Below are 25,504 nucleotides of genomic sequence, written 5' to 3' on the forward strand. Positions count from 1 at the left end.
GCATGAGCGAGCACTATTTATCGTTATGTGCGCATACCACTTACGCGTCCGTATTTCGGACTTAGGGGGTAGTAATCGGCAAGCCCCGTTAATGACCTCTTTTTTTAAGCGTCGCGATGTATGGTGGTTCAAGTTAGATAGTTGCGTGCACGAGATAATTCCGATTCGAGTTCCGCTAGGTCTCCTACCGTACCTGAAGCGTTATCGATTAAGCCGCGGACTGCCTCCATTCCCTTCAGATAAAGAGGACGTCCCTCTGTTAGAGACCTCATACGGGAGGCCTGGTCTCAGCGCTCGACAAGTTCGAGAGCTTGTTAACGTTTTCTTCGCACTTATTGCTGACAAGATGGAAGCCAGTGGTGTCACGAAAGAGCGATGCCTTCAGCTAAGGACTGCCCCTTTTGCAATTCTGAAGGGTGCTGGTGCGCGCGATGCCGCGCTAGCGGAAGATCAAGCATGGTCCCGATCGGATTTCCGTCCGTTGCGCTCCGGCGCCTCAACGGAGTAGTTTAGGTAACTCATTCTGAGTACTGCAGTATTCGATAATTGTCAGAACCGAATATTGCAGCACCGGAGGTTCAGATGTACGATTCACTAGCATCCATCCCGGGATTTCCAATGGCTACTGCAGTTTCTCCATTTCCGCTTTTTGAAACCCACGACCGGTTTCAAGAGTTAAACCATAGCAATTTGAGTGCTGAGCAGCCTCCGGTCCTCGAGTTTCTCAAGTCATTCCCTGAAGCCCTTCAGCCATTTGAGGGATATCTAGCTGTCCGCAGTTTTCTCCGATCGTACGGTGGTAACCAAGCGACTTTCAATTCCTACCGCACCCATGTGGAACGAATGCTTCTGTGGTGTCTCATCGTGGCAAAAAAACCGCTGCTGGAGATGAAACGCCAGGATGGCGAACGTTTCATGGAGTTTTGCATCAAGCCTCCGGCTGAGTGGATCGGTCCAATCGTCAAGGCCCGATTCAAGCGCATCGGAGGCCGCAAGGCTAAAGACACAGACACGTATATTGCCAATCCTCAATGGCGTCCTTTTTTCTTTACCACCAGTAAAAGATCCGCGAAAATTGCAAAAGAGACACTGCGCGAGCTTGAGCCGCAGTCACGCAAGCTGGCTCAAGACTCGATCGCCCAAATCTTTGCGGTATGCGGTAGCTTCTTCCAATTCTGTACTGATGAAGGCCTGACTGAAAGCGTTAACCCCATTCGAGCCATTAAGCAGAAATCCAAGTATAAGCAGCGTGTTTCCGGGACTCAAAAAGCTAAATCTTTGACCCCACTCCAATGGAGCTACGTTCTTGATACGGCTGAGGGCATGGCGAGCTCTGATCCGGATAAGCATGAGCGCACCTTATTCATCATCTCAACGATCTTTTCGATGTACCTCCGTATCTCTGACTTAGCCGGTCGTGATAACTGGCTACCTTTGATGAGTGATTTCCGGAAGGACTCATCCGGCGCCTGGTGGTTTCACGTAATCGGCAAGGGTAACAAAATTGCCAAGATTAGCGTTAAAAATGAATATATCGATGTCTGGATGCGTCGGTACCGTCATTATCTAGGCTTAACTGCTACCCCCACCTCGGATGATGCAACACCCCTCCTCCGCGCTCATCATGGACGAGAAGGATTGTCTGAAGGACATATTCGTGTTTTGGTGCAGAGTGTCTTTGATGAGGCCCTAAGCCGAATGAAGGAGGAAGATCGAACTGAGGACGAGATAGATGCCCTACGTTCTGCCTCGACCCATTGGCTACGTCATACCTCAGCAACCTTCGATGCAAAAGTTCGTAATGATAAAGACCTGCAGGCTGATTTGCGTCACGAAAGCTTGTCCACTACGGTGAACAATTACTACCACAGCATTGACGAACAACGTCACCGGTCTAACAAAGATTTGAGCATTGTAGATCGTGATCTCTGAATAGATGGCGATTACCGTGGTCGTCTACCTCTTCACTTTGGCTAACCTACGCTCCGTCCTGGATGGGGAGCGCTATGAACTGCACCTGTGTGAGGATTGCTTTTTCCAAGTATTGGCTTACCTCAAGGAGTAGCATCGTTGGATAACAGGTCACGCTGGGCCAGCATCCGTTCATGCTGTGTACGGTCTTCGTTGCTCGTATCCCAAGCCTGGCATTCAATTATGCTGATCACTTGCGCCGACGCGCAGAGCGCAATAGCCTTTCAATTCGCCAAGGTTCTTGAGCAGGCAGCCAAGGTTTTCGGCAGTCTGCCGCTTGCCGAAGAACGTGGAACAGGCAAGGATGCGTCAACAGTGTATCCCGGCACACCAGGCACCCGGCAGATCTTATGCCTCTCACTCTGGTGGTAACCAACGATGTACCTCTGCCCTGCCCCTTTTGCTCACGCCGTACCCTCAAAGACCTCCATGCCCAGCGATAGCATGCGCTCACTCATCACAGGTTCAGCGAGAGGCGCTAGCGCATCATTGAGAGAGGTCCTGGAAAGAGCTCATCCCAGCCAATTCATCTTTGATTGTCTGAAAAAGACCCTCAATGTCCAGGTTGGCGTCCCGCGCGACGTATGTGGCTACGAGGATGGTGAGCGGGTGAACGTCGAGCGTACCCGCTAGCTGATTGATTTTCTCCAGCGTAGGGCTTTTCAGGCCTCGTTCCAGTGAGCTGAGATACGTGCGGCTGCTCACGGTAGAGAAATCTTCTTGCGTGAGATTTCTACTATTTCGAACCTTTTTGAGCGCAAGGCCGAACGCGATACTGAGTTCCAATTTTACGTTCCCACAAAAGGAACGATGAAGCGCTATCGAATCCTATAGGGCTACAATCTATAGTGTTCATTTTGAGGGCTTGCCGATGTTCACTACCTATCGCCACACTGAAATGGTAATCGAAGGGCTTGAGGGTCATGGTCACAGCCAGCTATGGCGATGCGTTGAGCAGGAGCTGATTCACCCATGGTTCTATCTGCAGGTGAGCCGCAAGTCAGGGAGTCAGGTCTCAACGTCCATGATGATGGTCCATCATGCCCAAGAGCTTCGAGATCTCGTTGATTGTCAATCCAGCCACACATGGCTTGATGAGGTGATGCTGGTAACGCCACCACATACCAACGGGCAAGCTCGATGGATGATGGAGAAACTTGAGAAATTGAGTGTGCTCAGCTCAGGGGGCACCAATGACTTTGAACTGCAATACGAGGTCAAGGGCGGCCATAGCTACTTTTTGAACGGAAGCCACGACCCCCAAGGCTTTTCAACAAGTCATGTCCTGTTCGACTCCACTAATGATCTCCTCAGTCAAAAGTGAAATGCTTGTGAGGCCTCTCCTCCACTGACAGCAGCATTCACGGGCATTCGAGACCACTTGGTAAATATCCCAGGGCATTGGGTTTTCCGCGTGGGGAGGAGCTGTGATCAGTTCCAGATCTATCAATTCTTCAGGCCAGGTTACTGACGCGAGGAGCAGATGAAGGGGCGACGTAAAGCGAAGTCGGCAAAGTGGAAGCAAATTTCGCAGTTCACCCAAGATGCCAGAGCGATCTTGGAATCTGACATTTTCAGCCAGCGAAGAGGAAGATTTCTCTCGCGTGCGGAAGCTGCTGGGAGAGATGCTGAACCCCTTGGGAAACTTGCAGGAAACGTGTTGCAAAATAGAAGAGAGGCTGGCCATTCGGAGATCTGAAGAAGCAAGGCTTAAAATTACTAGATGACATGGAGGCGTCAGTCATATCTGTCGCAGAGTCTATTTCGAACCGTATCAAGCACATGCCCAAGGGTAAGCCCTTTGTTGGTGCAGTTTTCGCGCAAGCCGGCTCCCGTTCTGCGGTAAACAAAGCGCTGTCTCGTATGGTCCTAAGTGGCTTCCTAGAGCGCGTTGTTCACGGCGTATACATGCGCCCCAAGAAGAGTGAATACTCTGGTAAACAGGTTCGAGCCAATCCGATTGCAGTTATGAAAGCGGTTGCAAGGGCTAGAGGCGAGACTATCCAGATCCATGGCTCAGAGGCCGTGCGCTGGCTTGGACTGAGCACTCAAATGCAGGTTCTGCCGACGTATTACACCAGCGGATCGACGCGTGAAATTAAGGTCGGTAACGCGGTAGTTCGGTTACATCATGTGTCACGGCAACGACTCCAGCTAGCTGGCACGAAAGTAGGAATAGTACTGACTGCTTCATTTTATCTTGGGAAAACAGGGCTGACTGAGCAAACGGTAAGGAAGATCGCACACTCGCTTAGCCCTGAGGAACACAAAAAGCTCATGGCCTGCAAAATGCCTAAGTGGATGCGATCTGTATGGGCCGGCTCCGCTTACGAGAATGAAGGCTAAAATCGTACGTTCCACCCTCCACCAAGCTGGTAACCGCGAAATCCACAGCAACGATTTCTCTGGTAACCGTATCCGTCCGGCAAACACACCTTCCCGACACTACCGCCGAAGGCCATGGTGTCCACCTAATTTAAGTGGACACCAGTTCTAGCCTTTTAAGCGGGTATTTCATGCAGCCAACACGTCGCACCTATTCCAAGTCTTTCAAAGCCCAAATCATTCAAGAGTGCGCCCACCCCGGCGCCTCGATTGCCAGCATCGCGCTCAGCCACAGCCTCAACGCAAACCTCGTCCACAAATGGATTCGGCTCCAAGCGCAGAAAAGCACAGCCCTGCAACCTGCATTTGTTCCATTACCTGTTTCGCTGACCAGCGCGAACTTGCACCCGGCAGCATTTAGCATCTGCGTTGAAATCCAGCATCCGCGCGCCACCATCAAAGTGAACTGGCCCACTGAACATGCGGCTACCTGCTCGACTTTTCTTCGAGACCTACTCCGATGATTCGCATCGACGCCATCTGGCTCGCCACCGAGCCTATGGACATGCGCGCGGGCACTGAAACGGCGTTGGCCAAGGTGATTGCGGTGTTCGGTGCGGCGCAGCCGCACTGTGCTTATCTGTTCGCCAACCGCCGCGCTAATCGCATGAAAGTTCTGGTGCATGATGGCTTCGGCATATGGCTGGCGGCGCGGCGACTTAACCAAGGCAAATTCCACTGGCCTGGCGTTCGCCATGGCGCTGAAATGGAGTTGGATACCCAGCAACTTCAGGCATTGGTGTTGGGTCTGCCATGGCAGCGCGCAGGTGCTGGAGGTTCGATCACACTCCTTTAACGGCTGCCATTAGCCTATCGCTCTATCGCCGCGATTGGCCTGCTCCGGCAATATCGGCGCCATGAATTTACTACCCGATCTCGATCATTTGCCCCCTGAACAATTGCGCGCCTTGGCGGGGCAGTTGATGCAGCGTGTCGCGACACTCGACCAACAAATCGAGACGATGGGTAAGACCGTTGATTTCATGGGCAAGAAGATCGGCCAAGACAAAACGCTGATCGAGAAGCTGACCTTTGAGATCGCCCAGCTCAAACGTCTGAGGTTTGCCAAGCGCAGCGAACAGATGAATCCCGAGCATGCTAGCCTGCTCGATGATCTGATAGACACCGACATCGCTGCGATTGAAGCTGAGCTTCAGAGCTTGCAGGCCGTGATAACTCCGACCGAGAAAAAGCAAACGCCCAAGCGCAGGGCTTTGCCGGCAGAGTTTCCACGCACACTGATCCATCACGAGCCAGAAAATACCCACTGCCCATGCGGCTGCGCCCTCAAGCGCATCGGCGAGGACTTCAGCGAGAAACTGGACTACACGCCCGGTGTGTTTACCGTTGAACGTCATGTGCGTGGCAAATGGGTTTGTGACGACTGCGAAACGCTGATCCAAGCACCCGTTCCGGCGCAAGTCATTGATAAGGGCATCCCGACTTCGGGCCTGCTCGCCCACGTCATGATCGCCAAGTTTGCCGACCATCTGCCGCTTTACCGTCAGGAGTCGATCTTCGGTCGAGCTGGCCTGGCGATTCCACGCTCAACCCTGGCTCAATGGGTGGGCGTGACGGGCGTACAGTTGCAGCCACTGGTCGACGCGCTGCGTGACGTGGTACTCGGGCAGCAGGTCATTCATGCCGATGAAACACCCGTGCAGATGCTCATGCCGGGAACGAAGAAGACTCACCGTTCCTATGTATGGGCCTATGCCACCAGCCAGTTCTCGGACGTGGCAGCGATGGTGTACGACTTCAGTCTCAGCCGTGCCGGAGAGCATGCTCGCAATTTTCTGCAAGACTGGAAAGGCAAACTGGTCTGTGATGATTTTGGCGGCTACAAAGCCAGTTTCGAACTTGGCGTGACCGAAATCGGCTGCATGGCCCATGCGCGGCGTAAGTTCTTTGAACTGCACGCCACGAACAAAAGCACGCTGGCTGAGCAGGCCCTGCGTTATATCCAGTTGTTGTACGAAATCGAGAGCGAAGTCCGCGATCTTGAGCCGGATGCGCGACGCCGAATACGGCAAGAAAAAGCCATCCCTGTGATGGAAAAACTGCATGCCTGGATGATTGCCCAGCGCGATCTTGTGCCCGAGGGCTCAGCCATCAGCAAAGCACTCGATTACAGCCTGAAACGCTGGACAGCGCTGTCGCGCTACCTCGATGACGGAGCTGTACCCATAGACAACAACTGGGCAGAGAACCAGATCCGACCATGGGCTCTTGGGCGTAAGAACTGGCTCTTTGCGGGCTCATTGCGCAGCGGTAAACGTGCGGCTGCAATTATGAGCTTGATCCAGACGGCACGGCTCAATGGACATGATCCGTATGCGTACCTAAAGGACGTGCTCACCCGCCTGCCAACACAGCGGGCGAGTGAGATTACTGAGCTACTTCCGCATAAGTGGGTTCACTCTAACAGTCCAGATTCTCTAGTGAGACATCAGCCTCTTTGGAACGTAGGCAGCTACTGACTTGCGGATTTCTTCCCTAGCCTCATCTGCGCTACCCCATCGCCCCATCTTTACCCACTTACCCGGTTCCAACGCCTTATAGTTTTCGAAGAAGTGCTGGATCTGCGCGAGGAGTAATGCAGGCAGGTCTGAGCACTCCTTAACGTCGCTGTACATAGAGCTGAGTTTTTCATGAGGCACTGCGATCACCTTGGCATCCGCTCCAGCTTCGTCCGTCATGTACATCACACCAACCGGGCGACTACGAATGACAACGCCAGGTGATACCGGGTAAGGACAAATCACTAGGACGTCGAGAGGATCGCCGTCATCGCTCAGTGTATTTGGAATGAACCCGTAGTTGGCCGGGTAGAACATCGGCGTGCTGAGGAAGCGGTCAACGAAGATCTGTCCGCTTGGCTTGTCCACCTCGTACTTGATCGGCGAGTGGTTTGCAGGGATCTCAATAACGGTGAAGAAGTCATCGGGAATCGCTTTACCAGCTGAAATGTCCGTATAGCTCATGTTCATAGCTCCGAAGTTGTAGACGGGGCTGAGCTGGAAGGCGCTTTTCCAAGTGTGCCCATCTCGATTGGCGTTTTTGTGAAAAACACCGAAATTTCCTCACAGTCCAGTCGCTTGAATAATAGCTCTGACTCCTCCTCCGTCATTGCCAAGCGAATCTCGGTAGGTTGATCAGCCAGCTCAAAAAAGTGCGATGAGTGAAGTTTTCCAGTGTGTCCAAAACCTTCGATTCCGGTGCATAGCGTGGCACCGCGCAGCCCCATTTCCTTAGCTATGTCGACGATCCATTCGCCGAGCATCTTTCCTTGATAACGACGGTTTTGTTGGGTGAAGAAAACGACCATATAGCCTTTCATTTCAATTTCCTCAGCGAGTACCAATCATTTGGTAGGAAAGTAGTCCGGCAGCGGTCATCGCTAACGAACCTACGACGTGCAATGAAATTGAGCCGAGCGCCCACAGCAATCTTCCTTCTTGGATGAGGGCAACTGTTTCGGCTGAAAAGGTGGAAAAGGTGGTAAGTCCCCCACAAAAGCCCGTGATTATCAGCAAGCGCCATTCTGGACTTAAGGAGGGAGATGCGGCCAAGAGCGCGATGGCTAGGCCAATGATGTATCCCCCGACCATGTTCGCCACTACAGTGCCTGGGGGAATAGTCGGGAACAGAGCGTTGAGCTTCATACCCAAGAGCCAGCGCAACCAGGCACCAAGTGATGCGCCGATGGCGATGACAAAGAGTGATTTCAGCATGACTGCAAATCTCCTCGAAGCTGGTAGGGCCGAGGAGGTGCTGATAACCGCAGATTGCGATAGAGAGTTAATACGAAATTTTGAGTCAATTTCCTGTCCTAGATTTGCGGACAGGGGGCACACCTACGCACCCTGTCCAGGGTTCACGTAGGCATCATCAGCACGGGGCGGTTGTGAGGAGGAATGCCATCTCCTTGGAAGCAACATATCACTCGCGCGATTGTCACGTAAATAGTGCTTTGCAATCGTTGACGCGAGCACGGTTTCCCCTCGATGGCTAGAGACTAGATGAATATTCAAGATACCCGCAGACATCGTCTGTACTCCCAGCCTGCTGGTATTCTGAACAAGTGGGTAGACGCCCGGAGCCTGGGAGCTAGACGACTGCCGTACTTTGATCCGCTGGATGGTGGGGTCGATGCGTCTGTTCTGATATTGCTGGAATCTCCGGCCAGGGATTGCTCGTGGCCACGCTTCGTTTCCCGCGACAACACAGGGCCCTCCCAGCGCAACCTGAAGCGCTTCCTTGAACAGGCGTGCCTCGCGCGCGAGCAGACCATTTTGTGGAATATTTATCCGTGGCTGCCGGAGCTGGACAGTCCTGCCGAAGCGATCACCCGCTCGAAAATCGCAGAGGGCGTCACACTGCTGAAAGAGGTAATGGATCTGCTCCCGTGCCTGCGCGTCGTGGTCTTGGCTGGACGCGTGGCTCAAAGAGCTGCACCCGAAATCGAGCATCATCGCCCCGAGGTCAGGCTGTTCGCCATGCCGCACCCAAGCCCGCTTTCGGTGTGTCAGCATCCTGATGTCGCTAAAGACATTGTCGCCACGCTAGCCCGGGCGGTGAACGTGGCGAGTGTCTGATCGTTAGCGACTGGCGCGTTTGGCGTTCAGCGACGCGATACAAGGCGATACAAATAGATTGCCACGGTATGCACCGGCAGCGGTTTTGGTCGCAACCACCAGCCACATGATGGCCAACATCATCACCAGGATAATGCCCAGCACATCAAAAAAGGCCAAGTTCAGCGTCGCGCCGAGCTTCAGCGTGGTCACCGCATATACCCCCAGCGGGAATGTGAAGCCCCACCAGCCAAGATTGAAGGGTATGCCGCCCTTGGCATAACGCGCGGTGATCAACAGCGCCAACAGCATCCACCACAAGCCCAAGCCCCAGAACAGGACACCCGATACTACCCCGATACCCCCGGCCACCACGCCGACGCCTGACATGCCGTGGGCAGCGAAGATTGCCGGTGCATCGTTACCAATGACCAACATGCCCAGAGCGCCCGTGCCAATTGGCCCCAGCGATAACCAAGACGACGCCGCCATGCTCTCATGGGGCAATTTATGAAGTGCCAGACGCAGTACCAGAATAACCAGTATGCTTAAAGCAACTGGAACCGAGTAGGCCCACAAGACGTAGCTGGTGATCAGCATCGTGAACTGAGCACTGATATCAGCCAGATGCGGTGCGATGGTACCGCCGCTCGCCGCTGCCACTTCCGCCGCTACCACAGGAAGCAGCCATACAGCAGTCATCTGATCGATGCTGTGCTCCTGCCGGGTAAACATCATGAACGGGATCAGCACCCCACACGCCAGTGCCATGGCGACGTCCAGCCACCAGAGCGCATGGGCCAAGGGGATCACACCGTCTCCCCAGTTCGGCAGGCCGTACTGAACCAAGCCGTTGATGATAGTTGCCAGGCCCATCGGTATCGTGCCGAAAAACATCGAAACCGTGGAATGCCCAAAGATCTGTTTGGCCTCATCGAAGAAGAACACCCAGCGGGCGGCGTACATCAGGGTAAAGACGGTAAACAGCAGGATATTGAACAGCCAAAGGGCCTCCCCAATACCTGTAAGCAGCACACTGTGACCCGGCAACTGCCCCAGGGCCAAGGCCAGAATGCCGGTGCCCATCGTTGCGGCAAACCAGTTAGGCGTGAACTGTCGAATCGCTTCCTTGGGATTGGAAAGCGCCGAGAGCGGCTGGCCGCCCTGCATGACCTTGATTAGGCTGATCTCGCGCATAAAACCTCCGAATGATTGCGATGCGGCAACAGGTTCAGAATAGCGGCATGCATCTATCTGGAAAAACGGATATTTTGAATATGGCATACCTATTTTCAAGGTAAGAAAGTGAAGCTCACACTTCGGCAACTCCACATCTTCCGCGCTATCGCCCAGCTGGGTTCAACCACCCAAGCCAGCGCAACCCTCGCTCTTTCGCAGTCAGCCACCAGCGCAGCACTCCAAGAACTCGAAGGCGCATTGGATATTCGACTCTTCGACCGCGTCGGCAAACGCCTGGTGCTCAACGAAAACGGCCAGGCACTATTGCCCAAGGCTATCCGCCTGCTGGAGGCTGCACTGGAGATCGAGGGTGGTTTTCGGACTGACGTGGTCGCGCGGCTGCGGGTAGGTTGCAGCACGACGATTGGCAACTACATCATGCCGCTGCTGATGCAACACATGGCCGAGCGTGCCGGCGGGACACAGATCGATGTCATCCTGGGCAACAGCGCAGAGATCGCCCGGCAGGCGGCACAATTGTCAATTGACGTTGGCCTGGTCGAGGGGCCGAGCCATCAGCCCACTCTGGCCGTGCAGCCCTGGTGTGAGGACGAGTTGATCATTGTCGCAGCGGCGGATGACCCTCTGGCACACAAGGGGCGGCTTTCGCTTAGTGACCTGCAAGAAGCGCGCTGGCTGGTACGCGAAGAGGGATCGGGTACGGCTGAAGAGGTTCAGCGCTGGCTTTTTCCACACCTGGGTGCCTGGCGCAATGCCCGGCAGATTGGCAGTTCAGAAGCTATCAAGCGGATGGTCTCGGCTGGCGTCGGAATCAGTTGCCTTTCCTATTGGGTGGTTGGAGATCTCATCGCCGAGGGGAGCCTGATCACGTTGAACCACATGATTCCTGAGCACAAACGGCAGTTGCACGCGATTTATCACAGAGACAAGTTTATCTCCCGCTCTCTTGAAACCTTTTTCAGTGTAATCAAGGATTTCGCGTCGGCCAATGCGAGATGACGGTCAGACCACGCGATGCCCTCATCAAAATGGAAGACGTGTTCACCAGCCGCTTACTGGTAACCGCTTGCGAAGCCTGATGATTGGTTCAGCTCACATAAGTAGCGCGACAAATAGCGAGGACTGAGCCCTCATCGCCTTGCAAGGATTCGACCCAGGGGCAAGTTGAGCGCAGCGAAGGAATTGATAACGCCGTCCAATACGAAGTCGAGGGCTCGTCCGTAACCTTGATGCAAAGATGCATTGTCGAACCCTTGATCCTGAAGACGCTGCAGCGACGCGCCTACCGCATCGTGAGCATCTGCTATACGCAGATCGTTTGCGACGAAGAGCATGGCGAGGTCAGGGTTGCGATTATCCCAGCCTTCGGGGCATTCAACGCGAGAAAACGCATCAATCGCCTCCTCTTCTGCATCGAGGCGTTGCAGGATATTCAGCAGCGTTTGTAGCAGCTTCAAACTGCCTCGCTGCACGATCTTGGCGCGGGGTACACCTGCCGCATGCAAAAGCTGCTTGAGAACACCATCGGGAAGCCGTTGACACAGCTCGTGGATGGATTTGCAACGCGCTAGGAACGCCTGTTGCGTCAAGGCCAACGGGGCAACCTGCGCGAGCTTGGCCAACTGGGGGTAATGCAGCCAGCCATTGTCTTTGATATCGCTGCGCCGCAAACCGATGAGTTCTTCCGCAGGCTTAGCAATGCCCAGATGGCCAGCCAGTGCGGACAGATTATCGGCGAGGTTCAGCAACTGCACCAACAGCCGGTCGACCTTAGCGACGACGTGCTCAGCCCCAAGGTCATGATCACCGATCTGATGCGGCGGCACTACATGAGCATGGGCATGCAAAATTTCTCGATCTGGCAGTCCTTTGTACAGCTCTCGAAGTTGCACCTTGATCAAATTGCGGCCGACGCGTTCGCATCCGCTGAAAGCCCACTGGCCAAGGTAGGACGGACTACAGTGCCAGAAGCCATGGAGGTTGACTGGAGTCGTGTCGTAAAAATGGCTCTGTTCATACCGTTCGAGGAATCGGTCATCCAGATAGAGGGTAACTGCATTGAAGATGTCATTGGCGCGGGCATGTGTAACAGGCTCTTGGACACCAGGCCAGAGCAGGCCTTCCGCGGACTGCTGTGGCGAAAGCTGGCACGACACCGCTTCCACGGTGGCCCAAACCTGGAGCAGCAACCCGCCATTGTCCACCCGAATATCGCCGTCCAACCAGGTGCCTGCGCTCCCCAGCTCAACAAAAGCTCGGCCATTCATCCAGGCGCGCAATTCCGCGCCCGCTTCAAGCCGCGCCTTGTAATAGAACTGACGGACACCTCGCCCTCCGCGCAGCCAGAGGTAACGGCGCAGATAGTCATTGGACATGTGCCATCGCACATGGCGCGAGGCCTTGAAATAGTACTGGGCGGAAATCTCACCTTCGGCCACATTGAATTCAGGTACGCCCAAGTCATCGTAGGCTATTCGCTGCTGTTCATTACCGAAACAGCGCGGGGTCAGACCGAGTGCCATCCATACCTTTTCCGCAAGGTTGTAGGTGTAAAAGGCGCTGTTGCCCCAAGAGGCCACGATGTAGTCGTGCCCGCTCACACTGGGCAAATACCGGCTCACGCTACCCTTCTCGCCCAGATCCGGGGTCGAGAACGCCACCTGACCCTGTTCGGTGTGCAGGCTCGGCACCGGTTGGCCATTGTCCGGGACTACAGCCATGACCATGTACACCGCCTCGTCGGAGATGCCAAGCCCTTCATTTTCCGTGAAGCAGGTGACCTCGACACGCAGTTCGGGTCGGTGCCGATGGGCAGAAGAAGCTCGTGTAAACGCTTAGGCAGCAGGTGTTCGGGGAGGGGGAACGCGGCGACATAATCCATTGCGACTGAATCCTTTAATAGTTGCCAAACGGGGGCTCAGCTCTTCTTACTGGCTGGACACCCAGCAGCAGCCACCGCTGCCGGGGTATTCGATCCAGGGGGGCATTGCCTAGCGACCGGAGCGCTTATCCTTTGACTAGACGCAAGTGAGCCGCGGAAGTCGGGCGCGAGATGTCGGCATCCCCGCCCTGCCCCTTCAAGACATTCAGCATCAGGCCAAAGGTCAACTCGTTGATCTCCTCAGGCGGAATGGCCAGCTGCGCGGCCACCGCCGATTTGCTCAGCCCTTCGGCCCGTAACGCCGCGAAAATCTTTTCCAAAACCACCGAGCGCTCATGTTGCATCGGCTGCGGCTCATTGGTGCGGTAGCCTTCCTGGGCAATCTGAATGCACAAGGTTCGATAGGTCCAATCCGAGCTGAGGCCAAGGCTGTGCAAGCGATAGTTCAATGCGGCAACCGAGACGGCCCAGACCCGCTTGAACTTGATCAAGCTGTTCAAGGTGATCGAGCGCGGTGCACTTGCCAGTACGCTAGCGCGCGGCATCAGAAATGCCGACGCGAATGCGTTAGCTTCGCGCTCCAAATCGGGGCCCTGGGGATGGGCGTGCTGGTGCATAACCAGATGGCCCAATTCATGCGCCGCATCAAACCGGCATCGTTCCGCTGACTTATAGGTGTTGAGGAACATGAACGGGCGCCCCCCACTCCACATGGAGAATGCGTCAACTTCCTTGGCGTCGATGGCCAGGGAGTAGACCCGAACGCCTTTCGATTCCAGTAACAGAATGAGATTTTTAATTGGTTGCTCACCGATCTGCCAGTGTGCCCGCAACATTTCAGCAGCGACTTCCGGGGTTTGATCGGGACCCGCCACTCCATCCACGGAAGTCTGTGCAGCACGTTCGCTGCCCAAGTCAGGCACATTTATCGGAGGAAGATCGAAGCGTGATTCCAGCCATTCGTTGAGAAGAAGCGCAATCGCACCGGCGCCTAACGCACTGTCACGCAGGCCGGCTGACATTTTCGACAGCGAGCGAAAGCTGGCCACGTCAGGCGTGGGTATTTCCGGATCGTCGCCGAAAAAGAACGCTTCAGGGAAACCCAGTGCCTGGGCAATCCGCGTCATCGTGGCTGCTTCAGGTTCTTGTGTGCCACTTTCATAGCTCGATACAGAGCGCTCGGTCACACCGATACGGGATGCGAGCTCCCGTTTTTTCATACCGCGCCGCCGTCTGGCTAGCGCAAACCGCAGGGAGTTAAACATACAGAAAATCAGGCGTTCTTACGGCGGATGTCAATTTCGATGTCAGCACCGCTCGGCGTCGAGAGGGCAGTGAAATCATCATTCAGGTCAATGGGAGACAATAGGATGCGTTCAAACCAGGCAGTAATTTTCCCGCCACGGCCAATACTCGCTGGACGGGACAGCTCCAGGCGAATTTCATTTTTTACCGTGTCCGTGTGATGTAGCAGAATCCAGGTTTCGTGTCCGTCAGCCCCGTGGGGGCTGCTCAATTGCGGGAGCAACTCGGCAAACATGTCCAATTGGCGGTTCTGCTGGACCGCATCGACGGTGCTCTTGCCCTTTTTGGAACGGTTGGTGGGTGTGCACGACGAATTCCCTACCCCAGCGTCAGCCGAGGCGACGGTGAGGGCAAGCAGAAGATCCGGGTGCACGGTCAGCGGGTAATTGGCATTTTCGTGGGCCATCCAACCGAACGGGCGCAACTGATCACGCAGCGAGCTCACTATCCAGCCCCACATTTCCATACCCGGGAAAATCCCGGGGTGATTGGGGGTCAGCCTGACCCGGTGCAAGTGGCCTTGATAGACAGCTTCGGCGATCGCCTCGGCTGGCATGCGCAACTGGCCGAGACGGTCAGCCACTTCGACAACACCTTCGTAAACCTGACAAACATGCATGCCAACTTCCTCCAGGGACGCGCTTCCGGTTATCCTCCCTCTTTTGAGGGATAAAAACAAGAAGTCCTGACCTGCAAGCAGCTGTTCTGCTTACTGCTGAAGTAGCGCTGCAAGCCAGTACCACCACCCCAGCGCCGCCTTCACCAAATCCAGGGTCTGTACGTCCAGCTCACTTAACGCCACCCCTCCCGTTGCAGCACCCACTACGTTCACAACGCTACTCCCATCGATTGTGGCAGCTCACTCGCTACCATGAGCTTCGACGGGAAACGTCGTTGCCAGAAGTGACGTCAATGTAAAGGGTCGAGCGGCTTTGACCTGCGCTTCAGCCTATAACTACCGAGCATTCACTGACCTGTTCGTGCGCAGCGATAGCGGTCTCGTATTTCGAGCACCGCCGCATGCCTTGCTCCCAACCGCCCCATTGCCAACGCCGCAGCTGAACTTTCACGGCAAGGCATAAATGCTATTGCTGAGCGGATTGGATCCAAGGGTCGACGGTGGCACAATGCCTGCGGACGCCGCAGGGTGAGGCTGCCACAAGCATGAGCGCTGCGGTGGCTGATGACGTTGACGTGCTGCCGAATGGTCTCACGTAGCCACACACAATATCCGGCACGGCAGCAGGCAGAAAACTTGGCCCGCTGGGAACAATGGCACGAGGTGCAATGAACGTGGATGTAAACCAATTGGCAGATTTCGCCGCGCTTAAGAAACTGGCTGCGGCGTTGTGGCAACAAGACGGGACATTCCACGGCGCTGCCATCATGGTCGGAGCGGGCTTTAGCCGGAGCGCCGCCATCAGCGGTAATCCAGCGCAAAAAATGCCCTTGTGGTTCGAGCTCTGCAAGCGAATGGGCGAGGAATTGGGCTCTTCGAGCTCCGACCTGCTACGCCTGGCGGAGGAGTATCAAGCGTTCTTTGGCCCTCAGTCGATGCATGACAGCCTGAAGACGGCCGTCAATGACCAGGCATTTCAACCTAGCGCCCTGCATGACGACTTGTTGCGGCTGCCGTGGTCGGAAGTGTTGACAACCAATTGGGACACACTGTTGGAGCGCGCTGCAGCGGCGTTACCGGAGAGGGTTTACCACGTGGTGCGCAAACAGGAGGACTTGGCAAGCGCCAGGTCTCCGCGCATCGTCAAACTGCACGGCACCATCGTGCTCGATAACCATCTGGTATTTACCCAGGAAGATTACCGGAGGTATCCCGCTCGGTATGCCGCTTTCGTCAACTACGCCCGGCAAGTGTTCATTGAAAACGAACTGTGTTTATTGGGTTTCTCCGGCGAAGATCCTAATTTCCTTGCCTGGGCGGGCTGGGTCCGCGATCACCTGGCTGGACATGCGCGTCGTATCTACCTGGTGGGCGCACTTGGGCTCAACGCGGCCAAGCGGAAATACCTCGAATCGATCAATATCGCTCCCATCGATTTGGCACCGCTGGTCGCCGATTATGATGATCCAGAACTTGCTCATCGGGAGGCCACCAAGCTATTTCTCCAGGCCCTTGTTAGCCTCGAGCCGAAGGCCGAGAGCGCTTGGTCACCGACTTATCTCAACCAGCCACTCCAACAGAACAAGCACATCGATGCGTTCCTGCGGGAACAGAATTACAAGTGGTTCGAAGACAGCCTTGCAACCTTACAAGCGGACCGAAGCAGCTACCCAGGGTGGTTAGTCTTGCCGTCCCATCTTCAAGACCGCGTCCTTGAACAAGCCACTTTCCATGCTTTCTCAGCCAGTAATCTGCGGCAACTGCCGAAGCAGCTGCGCGCCCGCCTGATCTACGAGCGTATCTGGCGCGGATACCTGGCACACGATCCGCTCGATGCTGAGTTTTCTCAACTGCTGCTGGACACCGTGCTCGACGAGCAAAGCCCGCTTTCCAAACGAGAGCGGCTGGAGGGCGCGGTGTTGCTGCTGAAAAATCAGCGCTGGGCCGATGTTATTTCCGACTCATGGAGTCGCGTGGAGCATTTCATTGAGTCCAATACCAAACACTGGTCCGACGCGGCGAACGAGATCGCCTACTACCGGGCCATCCAAGCACGGGATGCGTTCGACTATGAAGCACTGCAGGTGCAATGTGACCGGATTTCCATCGACGAACCCTGGTGGAAGCTGCGCAAAGCCTCGCTGCTGGTGGAACTCGGCACGCTCAATGAAGCAAGCCTGCTAGTCGCGCAGGCCTATCGCGAGCTTCTCGTACTTCATCACCAAAACCGGCGATCACTGTTCCTGCTTTCTCGACTCGCCTGGGCCCATTGGCTTTATCATGTGCTGGACCTCGCAGGACAGGCGTTGCCCTTCCCTTCCCTCTATCGAGAGCATCGTTGCGATCCCTGGGCGATCCTCGATGACCTGAGGGTCAGTATCGATAATGCACTCGATCGGCAGCGCAAAGACAACGCAGTAGTACCCAACTTTGCCCCTGGCAGCTATCGCGACGGATCCAGCAGCGTGACTTTCACCTCCGGTTTACATCCCCTGATCGTTATGACAGGGCTGTTGGACACGGTAGGCATTCCACTGCGCTGGCAACAGACAAACTTGTTTTGTCGCCAGGCGGAAAAGTTGGTCGACCTGGACGGCGTGGACGGGCTCTACAGCTTCTCGCTTGCTGTGCGGGGTGCGAGCACAGAGACCGCTGAAATCATCAAGAAAACATTCAGCAGACTGCGAGTCGCGCGCTTTGCGTACTCGCAGGTCGAGCAACTCGCCGATCAGTGCGTGCGTGCGATCAATTACTGGAAAGCAAGAGCCGCCGAGCGAGTTGGCCCAGGCCGGCACGCTGCACTACCCAACCTGCGTGTATTCATCGAAATCCTGGCGCGCATTAGCGTCCGACTGCCTCCTGACCGCTCCCGACAGTTATTCATATTGGCGACCGAACTCAGTAAGCAACCCGCCCTGCACCATCTTTGGCTGAAGGACGCCCTGGGCCACTTGTTGCGGTATTCGCTAGAAAGTGTCCCTGAGAATGAACAGGCCGACTTGGTGCAGTACGCACTCGAGGTGCCATTGGCGCACGAGATCGGTCTCAGTGCTAACAACGACTGGCCGAATCCGGTGATTGAAAAACCCGGAGAGCGCCTGGCGAACCCTGTCATCGATCGGCGGATCGCACAGATCATTCAGTCGGTGAACGCCGATATTAAGGACACCGGCGCAGCCTTGATCAGACTGATCCCGTTGCTGGATGCGAACTACCTTACGCCGTCAGAACGCGATAGTTTGCTCCAGCAAGTGTGGGGCAGTGACCCCGCCAATCCCCTCCTGCAGGGCGCCAACCGATTGTTCGCTCATGCCTTGCTCAAACTTCCGAGCCATCAGCCAGAGAACCTCAAAGATAGCTTGAGTGTTAAGCTGTTTGAGGCAGGTGCTGAGGGTCTGTTCGAAGAGGAATTGTTGGAAGATTTGATCAACTCGGTGGGCTCTGTCAGCGCGGATATCAGGCCCAGCGCCGAGCAGGCCCGACGTTACTTCGAGCTGATGACACGCTGGCGGCCGAAAGCGCAAAGCCAGCTGGAAATGGCGTTCTCGCACGGTGGCGAGCAAAGGAAAGGCATACTGATCAGTAAAGCGTTGGGCCTAGTTGTGGCGCCTCACCTGGGAGGCCTGTCCAGCGAGGCGATGTTCGCCCAGCTCGACCTATTTTACCGAGAAGTCCAAGCACCCGGAGCATTGGTCGCGTACATCTATTTCGCCGACACAGATCCTGTTGCCTCCCTTGTCGAGAAGACTTTGCGACATGCGCTGCAGCACCAAGATGCCAAGTTCGTAAGCTATGCCGCTTATGCAATCCGCGAATGGCGCACGCGAGTCGACAGCCCCATCACCCGCCGGCTGGTGAGCTTGCTTGTCATGCTTTTTGGCCCGCAGCGCCTGAGCGCACTGCCGGAGATCATCGAGTCATTGCGTACGTTGCTTGAGCGCGGTTGGCTCTCCGCAGAGGAATCCGGGTCATTGATCGACACACTGCCAGTGGTGTTTGATTGCACCCGATATGAAGCGACCGGCGACCTCGGGCATGAGGCCGCTACCATTTCGATTGTCAGGACCAAGTGTGTGCAGCTGGCTCGCAGCCTCAGCGCACACCGTACCGAACCCTGCGGAGAGCTCGCTCGCGTCATGGTCGAAGCCAAGGAGGATCCATTGCCTGAAGTCCGGTTCGCCTAGGCAAGAGCGCAAACCGAATACTCTGGACGATGCTGCTGGCGCGGTACGCCTTTGGTCCGTTAGGCGGTCTACTGCCGTTTACCCCGCAATGTGACTGCTAACTTCAGTGACGTAGTTAGCTGCTGTCTATTAGCGCGGACACGTATGCAGTGCACGGCCCGGTTGGTTAACGCGATGATCCGCGAGGATCAGTCACTCCAAGACTCTGCCTCTCCCCGGGCGTGTCGGGCCAAAGCATCTTCAAGCAGCCTAAGCGTCTCCAGCTCACAATTATTCATTGCGCCGACGTCGAGGTGATCAAGCCACTCAGCGCAGCGCGCCAATCCCATCATCTGTTCCAATGCGGTTGATGAGATGTAGTCGGTGCGGGTTGAGCGACCACCACTGTGTGAGGTCCGGAAATTGACGTGTCCTCGTGCAAAGAGGAGGAAGCGGGCTTGCGTGGTGACGTGGGACTTGACCCAGCGACGTCCGCCATCACCACCGACACTGTAACGGTTCAAGTCGATGAGATAGGAGGCAAGGTTCTCATCAGCCAGGAACGCATCCGGGTCACGTTCTGCTAACTGTTGCAGCGCTTCGACATAGAGGGTTTTTAACTGCTCAAATCCGGCATCATCGAAATAGCCGACATCACCCTTGCGGCGCAGTCCAACCTCCCCTCCCAGCAACTGATCCATGACGACCAGGCCTGGTCCCGCGGCGAAGGCCTCGATGACCAATTGACTGCGGGTGCGCTCCAGTTGATGCCGTTCAAGGAACAGCCTCAGCAGACGGGTGACCTGCAGACGCGGCGACCAGTTGGTGAAGGACATGCGCCGTCCAACATGATCGCCGGCGCGCAGCAAAGTCTGCACCACCGCGAGCGACTGATCGAGGGGGAACTCGTCCACTAGGCCGAGAAGTCGCTGCAGGATTTCCGCCTGACGCTCCTCTTCATGACCGATCAGCAGTGCGGTAAAGGCCACCGGATCGGTAATGCGTCTGCCAAGTTCGTGTAGCAACGAATTGGGGATGTCCGCCAGAGGAATTGAGAGCTCGAAATAGCGGTCGAACACCTCATCGCAGCACACCCGTGAGCGGGCCAACCAGCGCAGTTGGTCTGTTTGATCGTAGAAGGTGTTGGTCAATGCCCACTCCAGCGTGGGGAACATCGCTTGAAGCAATTGCCGTATGGCAGATTGATGAGGAGAAGGTGCCAGGTTGACCAGCTGATCGATTATTTGGTTTACGCGCGCTTGTTGTGGCTGATCCTTCCGGGCGTACGGCTCGCTGTCAGTCAACAACGCTTTGTACCGTGGTAGCTCAGCGTAAGTCTCCGGGGCAAACACTCGTAGGCATTCCAACGCAAACAGATCGACCGCATTGACCTCTGCCACTTCGGTGCCGCGCAGCAGGCGACAGTGAAAAGCCAAGGTCGAGGTGTACCGGTAAACGTGACGTAAATTGCGAAAGAACGGTCGCATCCCGCGCTCGAACATCTGCTCCCAGTACTCTTTGTCGAAGCGCTCCTGCAGTTGCGGTTCGTCGGTCAAGATAGCGTCCAATCGGCTAAACAAGATCGTCTGTAGCTGACTGTTTCCAATGGCCGGTACGCTGAGAGGGGCTTGGATGATCTTCTCCAGGTAATCCGCCCCCTTGAAGCCGACCTGGTTCAGTCCTTGCTCGACCGTATCGCGCTGGAACAGCAGCAGGAACACGACATTGGCGAAATCCATGTGCGCCTTAATTAGCTGAAATATCGCCTTCATTTGATCGGCCGACAACCGATCCAGATCATCCAGCACGATCAACAGCGGCTTAGTACGCGCGCTCAAGAGTTTCTGCAGCTCAGTGCGAATTTCTCCGAGGGTCAGTTCATTGTCCTTTGCTTGCTGATCGAGACGTTTGGAGTGATTGGTCATCGTCCCGGCGAGCTTTTTTACCTGCGGTGCAAGGGTTCCGAGCCAGCTAGCGGCGCTGAGGAGCCATATTGTCACCTTTGCCGCGTCGCCTTCGGCCACACTGGCCAGCGCGGTAGTCACCAGCGCCGAACCGAGCAACACCGGCGTCCATTTAGCAGTCGTGCTGAGTACGCCGGCGCCGGCATTCAAGTACCGGCCATAATGACGCAACAGCTTGGCAAGCTTTTTGTCGTTACCGCCGGCATCCTGGCGCTGTACGACACGGGAGATTTCTTCGAAGAACGCGCTGCTCAATTTCTCTTGGCTAGCCCACTGCCAAGGATTGAATTCGATCACCTGGCAGCTCTGGTCTGCTTCGAGCTGCTCCAGAGTCATATTTTTGATCGAACTCTTGCCACTACCCCAGCCCCCCGTCAGGCTGATCACCAAGCTTTCCTGATTTTTCCACGAGCTAATCGCCAGTGCCAGCCGCTGGGCAAACCCGGCGCGATCGAGGAGGTCATATTTCTTCAATAGAATTGGACGGTCATCGGCGAACTTCAAGTCATCATGGTTCATGGGGCGGCTTTCCGGCAATCGAGGCTATGGAGAGTTCGGTGTAGTCAGGCGCGGGGGCCGCGTGGCATATCAGGGGCGGCTGCGTTGAGGCTTCTTCTTAAGTGCCTCTTGAAGTTGCTCGAGTTGTGCCTCCAGGGTATCGGCACGCGACTGCTGTGCCACGGCGCTGTACTGAGTCTCGGCGAGCAGAGTCTGCATTTGTTGGAGGCTGTGTTGCAGGGCGTGGCTATGCGCCTCCGCTTTCGCAGCGGCTTGGTGCATCTGACTGAGATTCTGATTCAGCGCCTCATTCTGTGCCTCCGCAGTTGCACGCTGCTCACGCGCTTCAGCCAGCTGGCGCTGCTCAGCTTGTAGCGACTGTTGCAAGGTGAGCATGCGGGCATTGGCATCCTTGAGCTGGATGGCCAGCCCTTTACTATCCTCGCGAGCCCGATCGATTTCACGATAAGCTCGATCCTCGACATCACGGGTGTAGAGCTGTTGTGCCTCACGAGCCTGCTCGGCCTGTTCACGGCTTTCGTCCAGTAGCTGACGCACCTTGGCCACGTCAGCGTGAGATTCGTCACGCTGCGCCTGAAGTTCGTCGCGCTGCGCACGCAGGTCATCGATTTGTGCCTGGCGCTCGGCTAACAGTTGCTCCAGGCCGGCCAGGCGGCTCTCCACGCTTTGCCGTGCTAGCGGCCTCAGATGCCTGCTGGCGCGCCTGCGCTACGTCCAGCCGGGCACGGGCTTCCAGCGCCCCCACCGCTTCGCGCTCTTCGTTCAGCACTTGCCGTTGGGAGGATAGTGCCTGCTCCGCCACGCCCTGGGCCAGGGTAGTGGCTTGCTGCCAAATCGCCCTGAAGGCCTGCGCTACTTCTGCCGGCAGGCCCGGCAGGCGCGCCTCGCCGCGCAGCCGGGCGGCCAGTTGCTCCCACCATTGATCCAGCAAGGTACCGACCCGGGCCGGACTGCCGCGCCCCAGCTCAAGGCGTACCCGCTCCACCGTCGGCCTCTCGCCGCGGGCGAGGACCGCGTCCGCGGCGGCAAACACGTCGTTTTCTGGTACGCCCACTGCCATGCCCTAGCCTCCAACCATTTAGGTCTGATAATTAAATCTTATCCGACTATATTGGTCGATTTCCTTATTAAAAATACGTTCAACGTATTAAATAATATACATTTTTCGATTAGCACGCTTCCACCGCCACGGGCTCTGGAATGCCTAGCAAAGGGACTGCAGAAGTGTTGATTCGGCAAACAGCGAATGCGTTTGATAGCTGCCAGAGCGCGCTTGGCCACTGGTTCGTCTATTTGCGTATGCGCTAGGCCTGGACGCCCGCAGATTGCGCCCCTCCCCCTGAGGCCGCCGCTCAATTTGGTGTCGACTACCTGGCCATTCTCACTGCCTGCATCGATGGCTCCGCGACCCGCTACCAGAATGGAACGGCGATGATGGGCACTCAGAGCGCCAAGACCACGATGGCAGCGTGCGTCCGGAGAAGCCCAGAATTGCTATTCTCGGGTTGCTTATCTTGGGGGGGATAAGGGTTAAAATTCGCAGTCATGCATACCGAGAACACGGTGGCCACGGTAGGCCTCGCTTTCCAAGCAGGAGGGTGAACGGAGCAACGTTGTTGCAATCCGTCAAAGCCTAAGGCGAGGATATTTCGAGCGAAAACTGCTGACTCCGAATCTGGATGTGCGGGGCTGCGTCGTGCAATCCTTACCGAACAGTTCAACGCAGCTACCACTCCCAAAGGCCCACAGAGCAGGGATAAGTTGCGAATGACAAAGGTTGCAAGCGGAAAGCTTTCGGTACGACCAAGCATTGTAGGGGCGCATCTTTTATCGCGAATCAAGGGTGAAGCTCTTGCAGGTGAGCAAAACTCAATACTTTACAAACGGTGCATGAAGCCGACAAAGCTATTGGCTGCTCATCCCTCGTCGACCTCTCCTTGGCTTATTGACTGAGCTTGCCTTTCCTGCATATTACTTAAGTAGTTATTTTAATGTTTCTCGCGGTTAGCTTCACAAGAATATAAGGTTCACTACCCACGCGCCCCATAGCTTTGCTAACCAGCTGCGGATCTGGATCACCGCTCCACAACCCAATCACGTCATAAAGCAGCCAACTCGCCAGACTTTTGCCAATGTTCGATGCGAAGACAGGGCTGATACCTGTAGGAGACTCCCCACGATTAATAAGATCCAAGTACAACTGCACCGGAATCACGGGCATAGGGGCTACTGCACACGGACCTAAAAGTAGCAGGTAGCTGGACTGCGTTTGCAGGATCAGATCCTGAAGTTGTGACAAGTCGACGGGGTAAGAACCAGTTCGGCCAGCCAGATGCCCTCCGTGCAGGCGCTTCGCTTGAATGAACGAAGCACGACGAGTGAATGATTGGCTGCCAACGTCATGGGCTTCAAAAACAAGACATACGTCCGTTGAAAATCGTCGCGCACTTAAATGCGGACTACCCTCTTCAAATTTACCAACTATTCGATAGCTCAGTTCGAACTCAAGATATTCATTTTGTTTTCGTTGACTGGCTAGCAAAGAAATTTGCTCGTTTATGCTGTTGAATGTTGCTGCAAGCTTTTCAAAAAGCATAGCTACATGGGTCTCTTCTCCGCTCCCCCCGGTCTTGGGGACCCAGTGGCTATAGCTAGCAGCGCACGCTTCAAACTCAGCCTCAATGAGGCGCTCGATCGTTGCGTCAGCCAGCCAAGTTCTCGGAGGTGCACCGCAGTTTGATGATGTCGATAGATTCAGTCGGGCGGATTGGGCCTGTAACAATAGCTGAGCGGCGTCAGGGGCTTGCTCGATCAAACCGCGAACAGCTTCGGCACGTATCCTCACCAGTGAATCAGGGTGGCTTGCCATCTCGGACAGAGCCTCCCCCACTTGCCCCCCCCAGATCTCAAGTATTGCAAAAATAATCGAGCGATCATGATCCGGGCGACCGAACCAGAAAAGCACCTCGGTAACTGCCATTTTCAACGAACGGTTATTACCAACAGCGTCTCTCAGCTGCCGACGCCAGGCGGCCTCTGACTCTGCAGAGAGCGTGTTCAATCTGGTCTTGACCCTGGGGCCGTGTGGCTCGAACGGGATAAACTCAAGTTTCTCCCAGGTCGAGATTACGTCTATTGGTAATGCCGAGTTAACATTTTGTTCTTCCGCCCAGAGAAGGCGAAAAAACTGCGCTCTTGGGCAACATGGATCCCACTTATATGCCAGATTCGCAAAACTCCGCAAATTGTTCTTGGCTTGTTGCTCGCGCCCACCAATGGTCATTGTTTTAATTAAGATCTGACGCATCACTCCGCTGTCGCCATTCAGCAGGGACAACCCCTGTAACTGTAGCGTTCCGCTGGAGTTACTGTTAAGATAGTAAGATACAGCCCGACTACGAAGATCAGAACTGCTAATCAATAATGGCCAGTCTTTGAGCAGTACTGAGAAACTAAGAAACTCACTATCACATTTACAAAATCGAGAGAATGCCTCGTCAGATAGCTTGGCTTCGAAAGCCGACCAATTATCGCGTATAAAACGCTCTGTCTTGTCGCGAAAGAATGTTAGCCCCTCAATATCGCCTTCACCTTTTCTCAACTTGCCCAGCAAGTGCTGCCGTACAGAAAGCGTATTTGACGCATCGAAACCTAGATGGATCTCACCTGATTCGACGGAATATTTTAGGGACGCCCAGTCCGGCTCTTGCGGGGGCGCCCCAGCCTTATAGTAAGCCATGACTTCGGCATGGGAATGCTCTAAACATATGGTCGCAAACTTATCACTATATTTTTCTTCGTCGCATTCATTTGCTTCCCCTGTATTTTTATTCACTCACTCTTCCCCAATCTAAAAAGTCTTTGATTTTTGAGAGTCCGATCTCAATTCCATTATGCAATGCCACAATGAGTACGAGACC

General features: G+C 55.3%; 19 protein-coding genes, 1 pseudogene and 1 riboswitch. Of the genes and pseudogenes, 9 read left to right on the forward strand and 11 right to left on the reverse strand.

Annotated elements, in window-relative coordinates:
* The first annotated feature begins 582 nt into the window (after window positions 1-582).
* Window positions 583-1,932: a site-specific integrase gene (locus tag ACF8E5_RS01615; RefSeq protein WP_254612364.1), complete on the forward strand. Its 1,350-nt coding sequence runs from the start codon at window positions 583-585 to the stop codon at window positions 1,930-1,932.
* 525 nt (window positions 1,933-2,457) lie between these two features.
* Here ACF8E5_RS01615 and ACF8E5_RS01620 read toward each other — a convergent pair.
* Entirely contained in the window at window positions 2,458-2,757 is a 300-nt protein-coding gene (locus tag ACF8E5_RS01620; protein WP_174369656.1) for a helix-turn-helix domain-containing protein, read from the reverse strand.
* Window positions 2,758-2,842: 85 nt separating this feature from the next.
* Between ACF8E5_RS01620 and ACF8E5_RS01625 the strand changes: the two genes are divergently transcribed.
* The 5 genes from ACF8E5_RS01625 to tnpC all read left to right on the forward strand — a co-directional run bounded on the left by ACF8E5_RS01625 (window position 2,843) and on the right by tnpC (window position 6,836).
* The gene (locus ACF8E5_RS01625; protein WP_174369655.1) at window positions 2,843-3,295 is read left to right on the forward strand and encodes a hypothetical protein; all 453 of its coding nucleotides are present in this window, start codon (window positions 2,843-2,845) and stop codon (window positions 3,293-3,295) included.
* Between the two features lie 419 nt (window positions 3,296-3,714).
* Window positions 3,715-4,317: a DUF6088 family protein gene (locus ACF8E5_RS01630; protein ID WP_219824843.1), complete on the forward strand. Its 603-nt coding sequence runs from the start codon at window positions 3,715-3,717 to the stop codon at window positions 4,315-4,317.
* A 170-nt stretch (window positions 4,318-4,487) separates the two neighbouring features.
* Window positions 4,488-4,820, forward strand: a complete 333-nt coding sequence (gene tnpA, locus ACF8E5_RS01635; RefSeq protein WP_155290564.1) for an IS66-like element accessory protein TnpA — start codon at window positions 4,488-4,490, stop codon at window positions 4,818-4,820.
* Complete coding sequence (gene tnpB, locus ACF8E5_RS01640) at window positions 4,817-5,152, forward strand: IS66 family insertion sequence element accessory protein TnpB (protein ID WP_039577914.1); 336 nt, start codon at window positions 4,817-4,819, stop codon at window positions 5,150-5,152. The genes tnpA and tnpB overlap by 4 nt, the downstream gene beginning before the upstream one ends.
* 61 nt (window positions 5,153-5,213) lie before the next feature.
* On the forward strand, window positions 5,214-6,836 hold the full coding sequence (gene tnpC, locus ACF8E5_RS01645; RefSeq protein WP_392474812.1) for an IS66 family transposase: 1,623 nt from the start codon (window positions 5,214-5,216) through the stop codon (window positions 6,834-6,836).
* On the opposite strand, the gene ppa is transcribed toward tnpC, so the two are convergent.
* Genes ppa through crcB form a run of 3 tightly spaced genes read right to left on the reverse strand, consistent with a single transcriptional unit; the run spans window position 6,795 to window position 8,090 of the window.
* Window positions 6,795-7,340 (reverse strand): inorganic diphosphatase, encoded by a 546-nt coding sequence (gene ppa / locus ACF8E5_RS01650; protein WP_028697115.1) that lies wholly within the window; start codon window positions 7,338-7,340, stop codon window positions 6,795-6,797. The two genes, tnpC and ppa, sit on opposite strands and share 42 nt — an antisense overlap.
* Window positions 7,341-7,342: 2 nt before the next feature.
* Window positions 7,343-7,696, reverse strand: a complete 354-nt coding sequence (locus tag ACF8E5_RS01655; RefSeq protein WP_039577902.1) for a DUF190 domain-containing protein — start codon at window positions 7,694-7,696, stop codon at window positions 7,343-7,345.
* A gap of 10 nt (window positions 7,697-7,706) precedes the next feature.
* Window positions 7,707-8,090: a fluoride efflux transporter CrcB gene (crcB, locus tag ACF8E5_RS01660; RefSeq protein WP_028697117.1), complete on the reverse strand. Its 384-nt coding sequence runs from the start codon at window positions 8,088-8,090 to the stop codon at window positions 7,707-7,709.
* A gap of 141 nt (window positions 8,091-8,231) precedes the next feature.
* A riboswitch (Fluoride riboswitch) is annotated at window positions 8,232-8,293 on the reverse strand.
* An 85-nt stretch (window positions 8,294-8,378) separates the two neighbouring features.
* Between crcB and ACF8E5_RS01665 the strand changes: the two genes are divergently transcribed.
* Window positions 8,379-8,954: a uracil-DNA glycosylase gene (locus ACF8E5_RS01665; protein WP_174369654.1), complete on the forward strand. Its 576-nt coding sequence runs from the start codon at window positions 8,379-8,381 to the stop codon at window positions 8,952-8,954.
* A gap of 3 nt (window positions 8,955-8,957) precedes the next feature.
* Here the strand turns inward: ACF8E5_RS01665 and ACF8E5_RS01670 are convergent, their stop codons facing one another.
* Entirely contained in the window at window positions 8,958-10,103 is a 1,146-nt protein-coding gene (locus tag ACF8E5_RS01670) for a TDT family transporter (RefSeq protein ID WP_392474827.1), read from the reverse strand.
* A 135-nt stretch (window positions 10,104-10,238) separates the two neighbouring features.
* Between ACF8E5_RS01670 and ACF8E5_RS01675 the strand changes: the two genes are divergently transcribed.
* Entirely contained in the window at window positions 10,239-11,132 is an 894-nt protein-coding gene (locus ACF8E5_RS01675) for a LysR family transcriptional regulator (RefSeq protein WP_039577894.1), read from the forward strand.
* A 131-nt stretch (window positions 11,133-11,263) separates the two neighbouring features.
* Here the strand turns inward: ACF8E5_RS01675 and ACF8E5_RS01680 are convergent, their stop codons facing one another.
* The 3 genes from ACF8E5_RS01680 to ACF8E5_RS01690 form a co-directional block, all read right to left on the reverse strand.
* Window positions 11,264-12,859, reverse strand: a complete 1,596-nt coding sequence (locus tag ACF8E5_RS01680) for a hypothetical protein (RefSeq protein ID WP_392474813.1) — start codon at window positions 12,857-12,859, stop codon at window positions 11,264-11,266.
* Between the two features lie 280 nt (window positions 12,860-13,139).
* Window positions 13,140-14,279, reverse strand: coding sequence for an ImmA/IrrE family metallo-endopeptidase (locus ACF8E5_RS01685; protein WP_174369652.1), 1,140 nt, complete (start codon window positions 14,277-14,279; stop codon window positions 13,140-13,142).
* 8 nt (window positions 14,280-14,287) lie between these two features.
* The gene (locus tag ACF8E5_RS01690) at window positions 14,288-14,938 is read right to left on the reverse strand and encodes a hypothetical protein (protein WP_174369651.1); all 651 of its coding nucleotides are present in this window, start codon (window positions 14,936-14,938) and stop codon (window positions 14,288-14,290) included.
* A gap of 668 nt (window positions 14,939-15,606) precedes the next feature.
* Here ACF8E5_RS01690 and ACF8E5_RS01695 point away from each other — a divergent pair.
* Window positions 15,607-19,122, forward strand: a complete 3,516-nt coding sequence (locus ACF8E5_RS01695) for an SIR2 family protein (RefSeq protein ID WP_174369650.1) — start codon at window positions 15,607-15,609, stop codon at window positions 19,120-19,122.
* Between the two features lie 188 nt (window positions 19,123-19,310).
* Here the strand turns inward: ACF8E5_RS01695 and ACF8E5_RS01700 are convergent, their stop codons facing one another.
* From ACF8E5_RS01700 to ACF8E5_RS01710, 3 genes and pseudogenes are all read right to left on the reverse strand, one after another.
* A complete protein-coding gene (locus tag ACF8E5_RS01700; RefSeq protein ID WP_392474814.1) occupies window positions 19,311-21,584 on the reverse strand; it encodes a P-loop NTPase fold protein in 2,274 nt (757 codons plus the stop codon).
* 69 nt (window positions 21,585-21,653) lie between these two features.
* A pseudogene (locus ACF8E5_RS01705) lies at window positions 21,654-22,644 on the reverse strand (DNA-binding protein).
* A 915-nt stretch (window positions 22,645-23,559) separates the two neighbouring features.
* Window positions 23,560-25,419: a hypothetical protein gene (locus ACF8E5_RS01710; protein WP_392474815.1), complete on the reverse strand. Its 1,860-nt coding sequence runs from the start codon at window positions 25,417-25,419 to the stop codon at window positions 23,560-23,562.
* Window positions 25,420-25,504 lie beyond the last annotated feature (85 nt).

This window comes from Pseudomonas sp. WSY_20, assembly GCF_043104335.1.
GTDB classification, from domain to species: Bacteria; Pseudomonadota; Gammaproteobacteria; order Pseudomonadales; family Pseudomonadaceae; genus Aquipseudomonas; species Aquipseudomonas parafulva_B.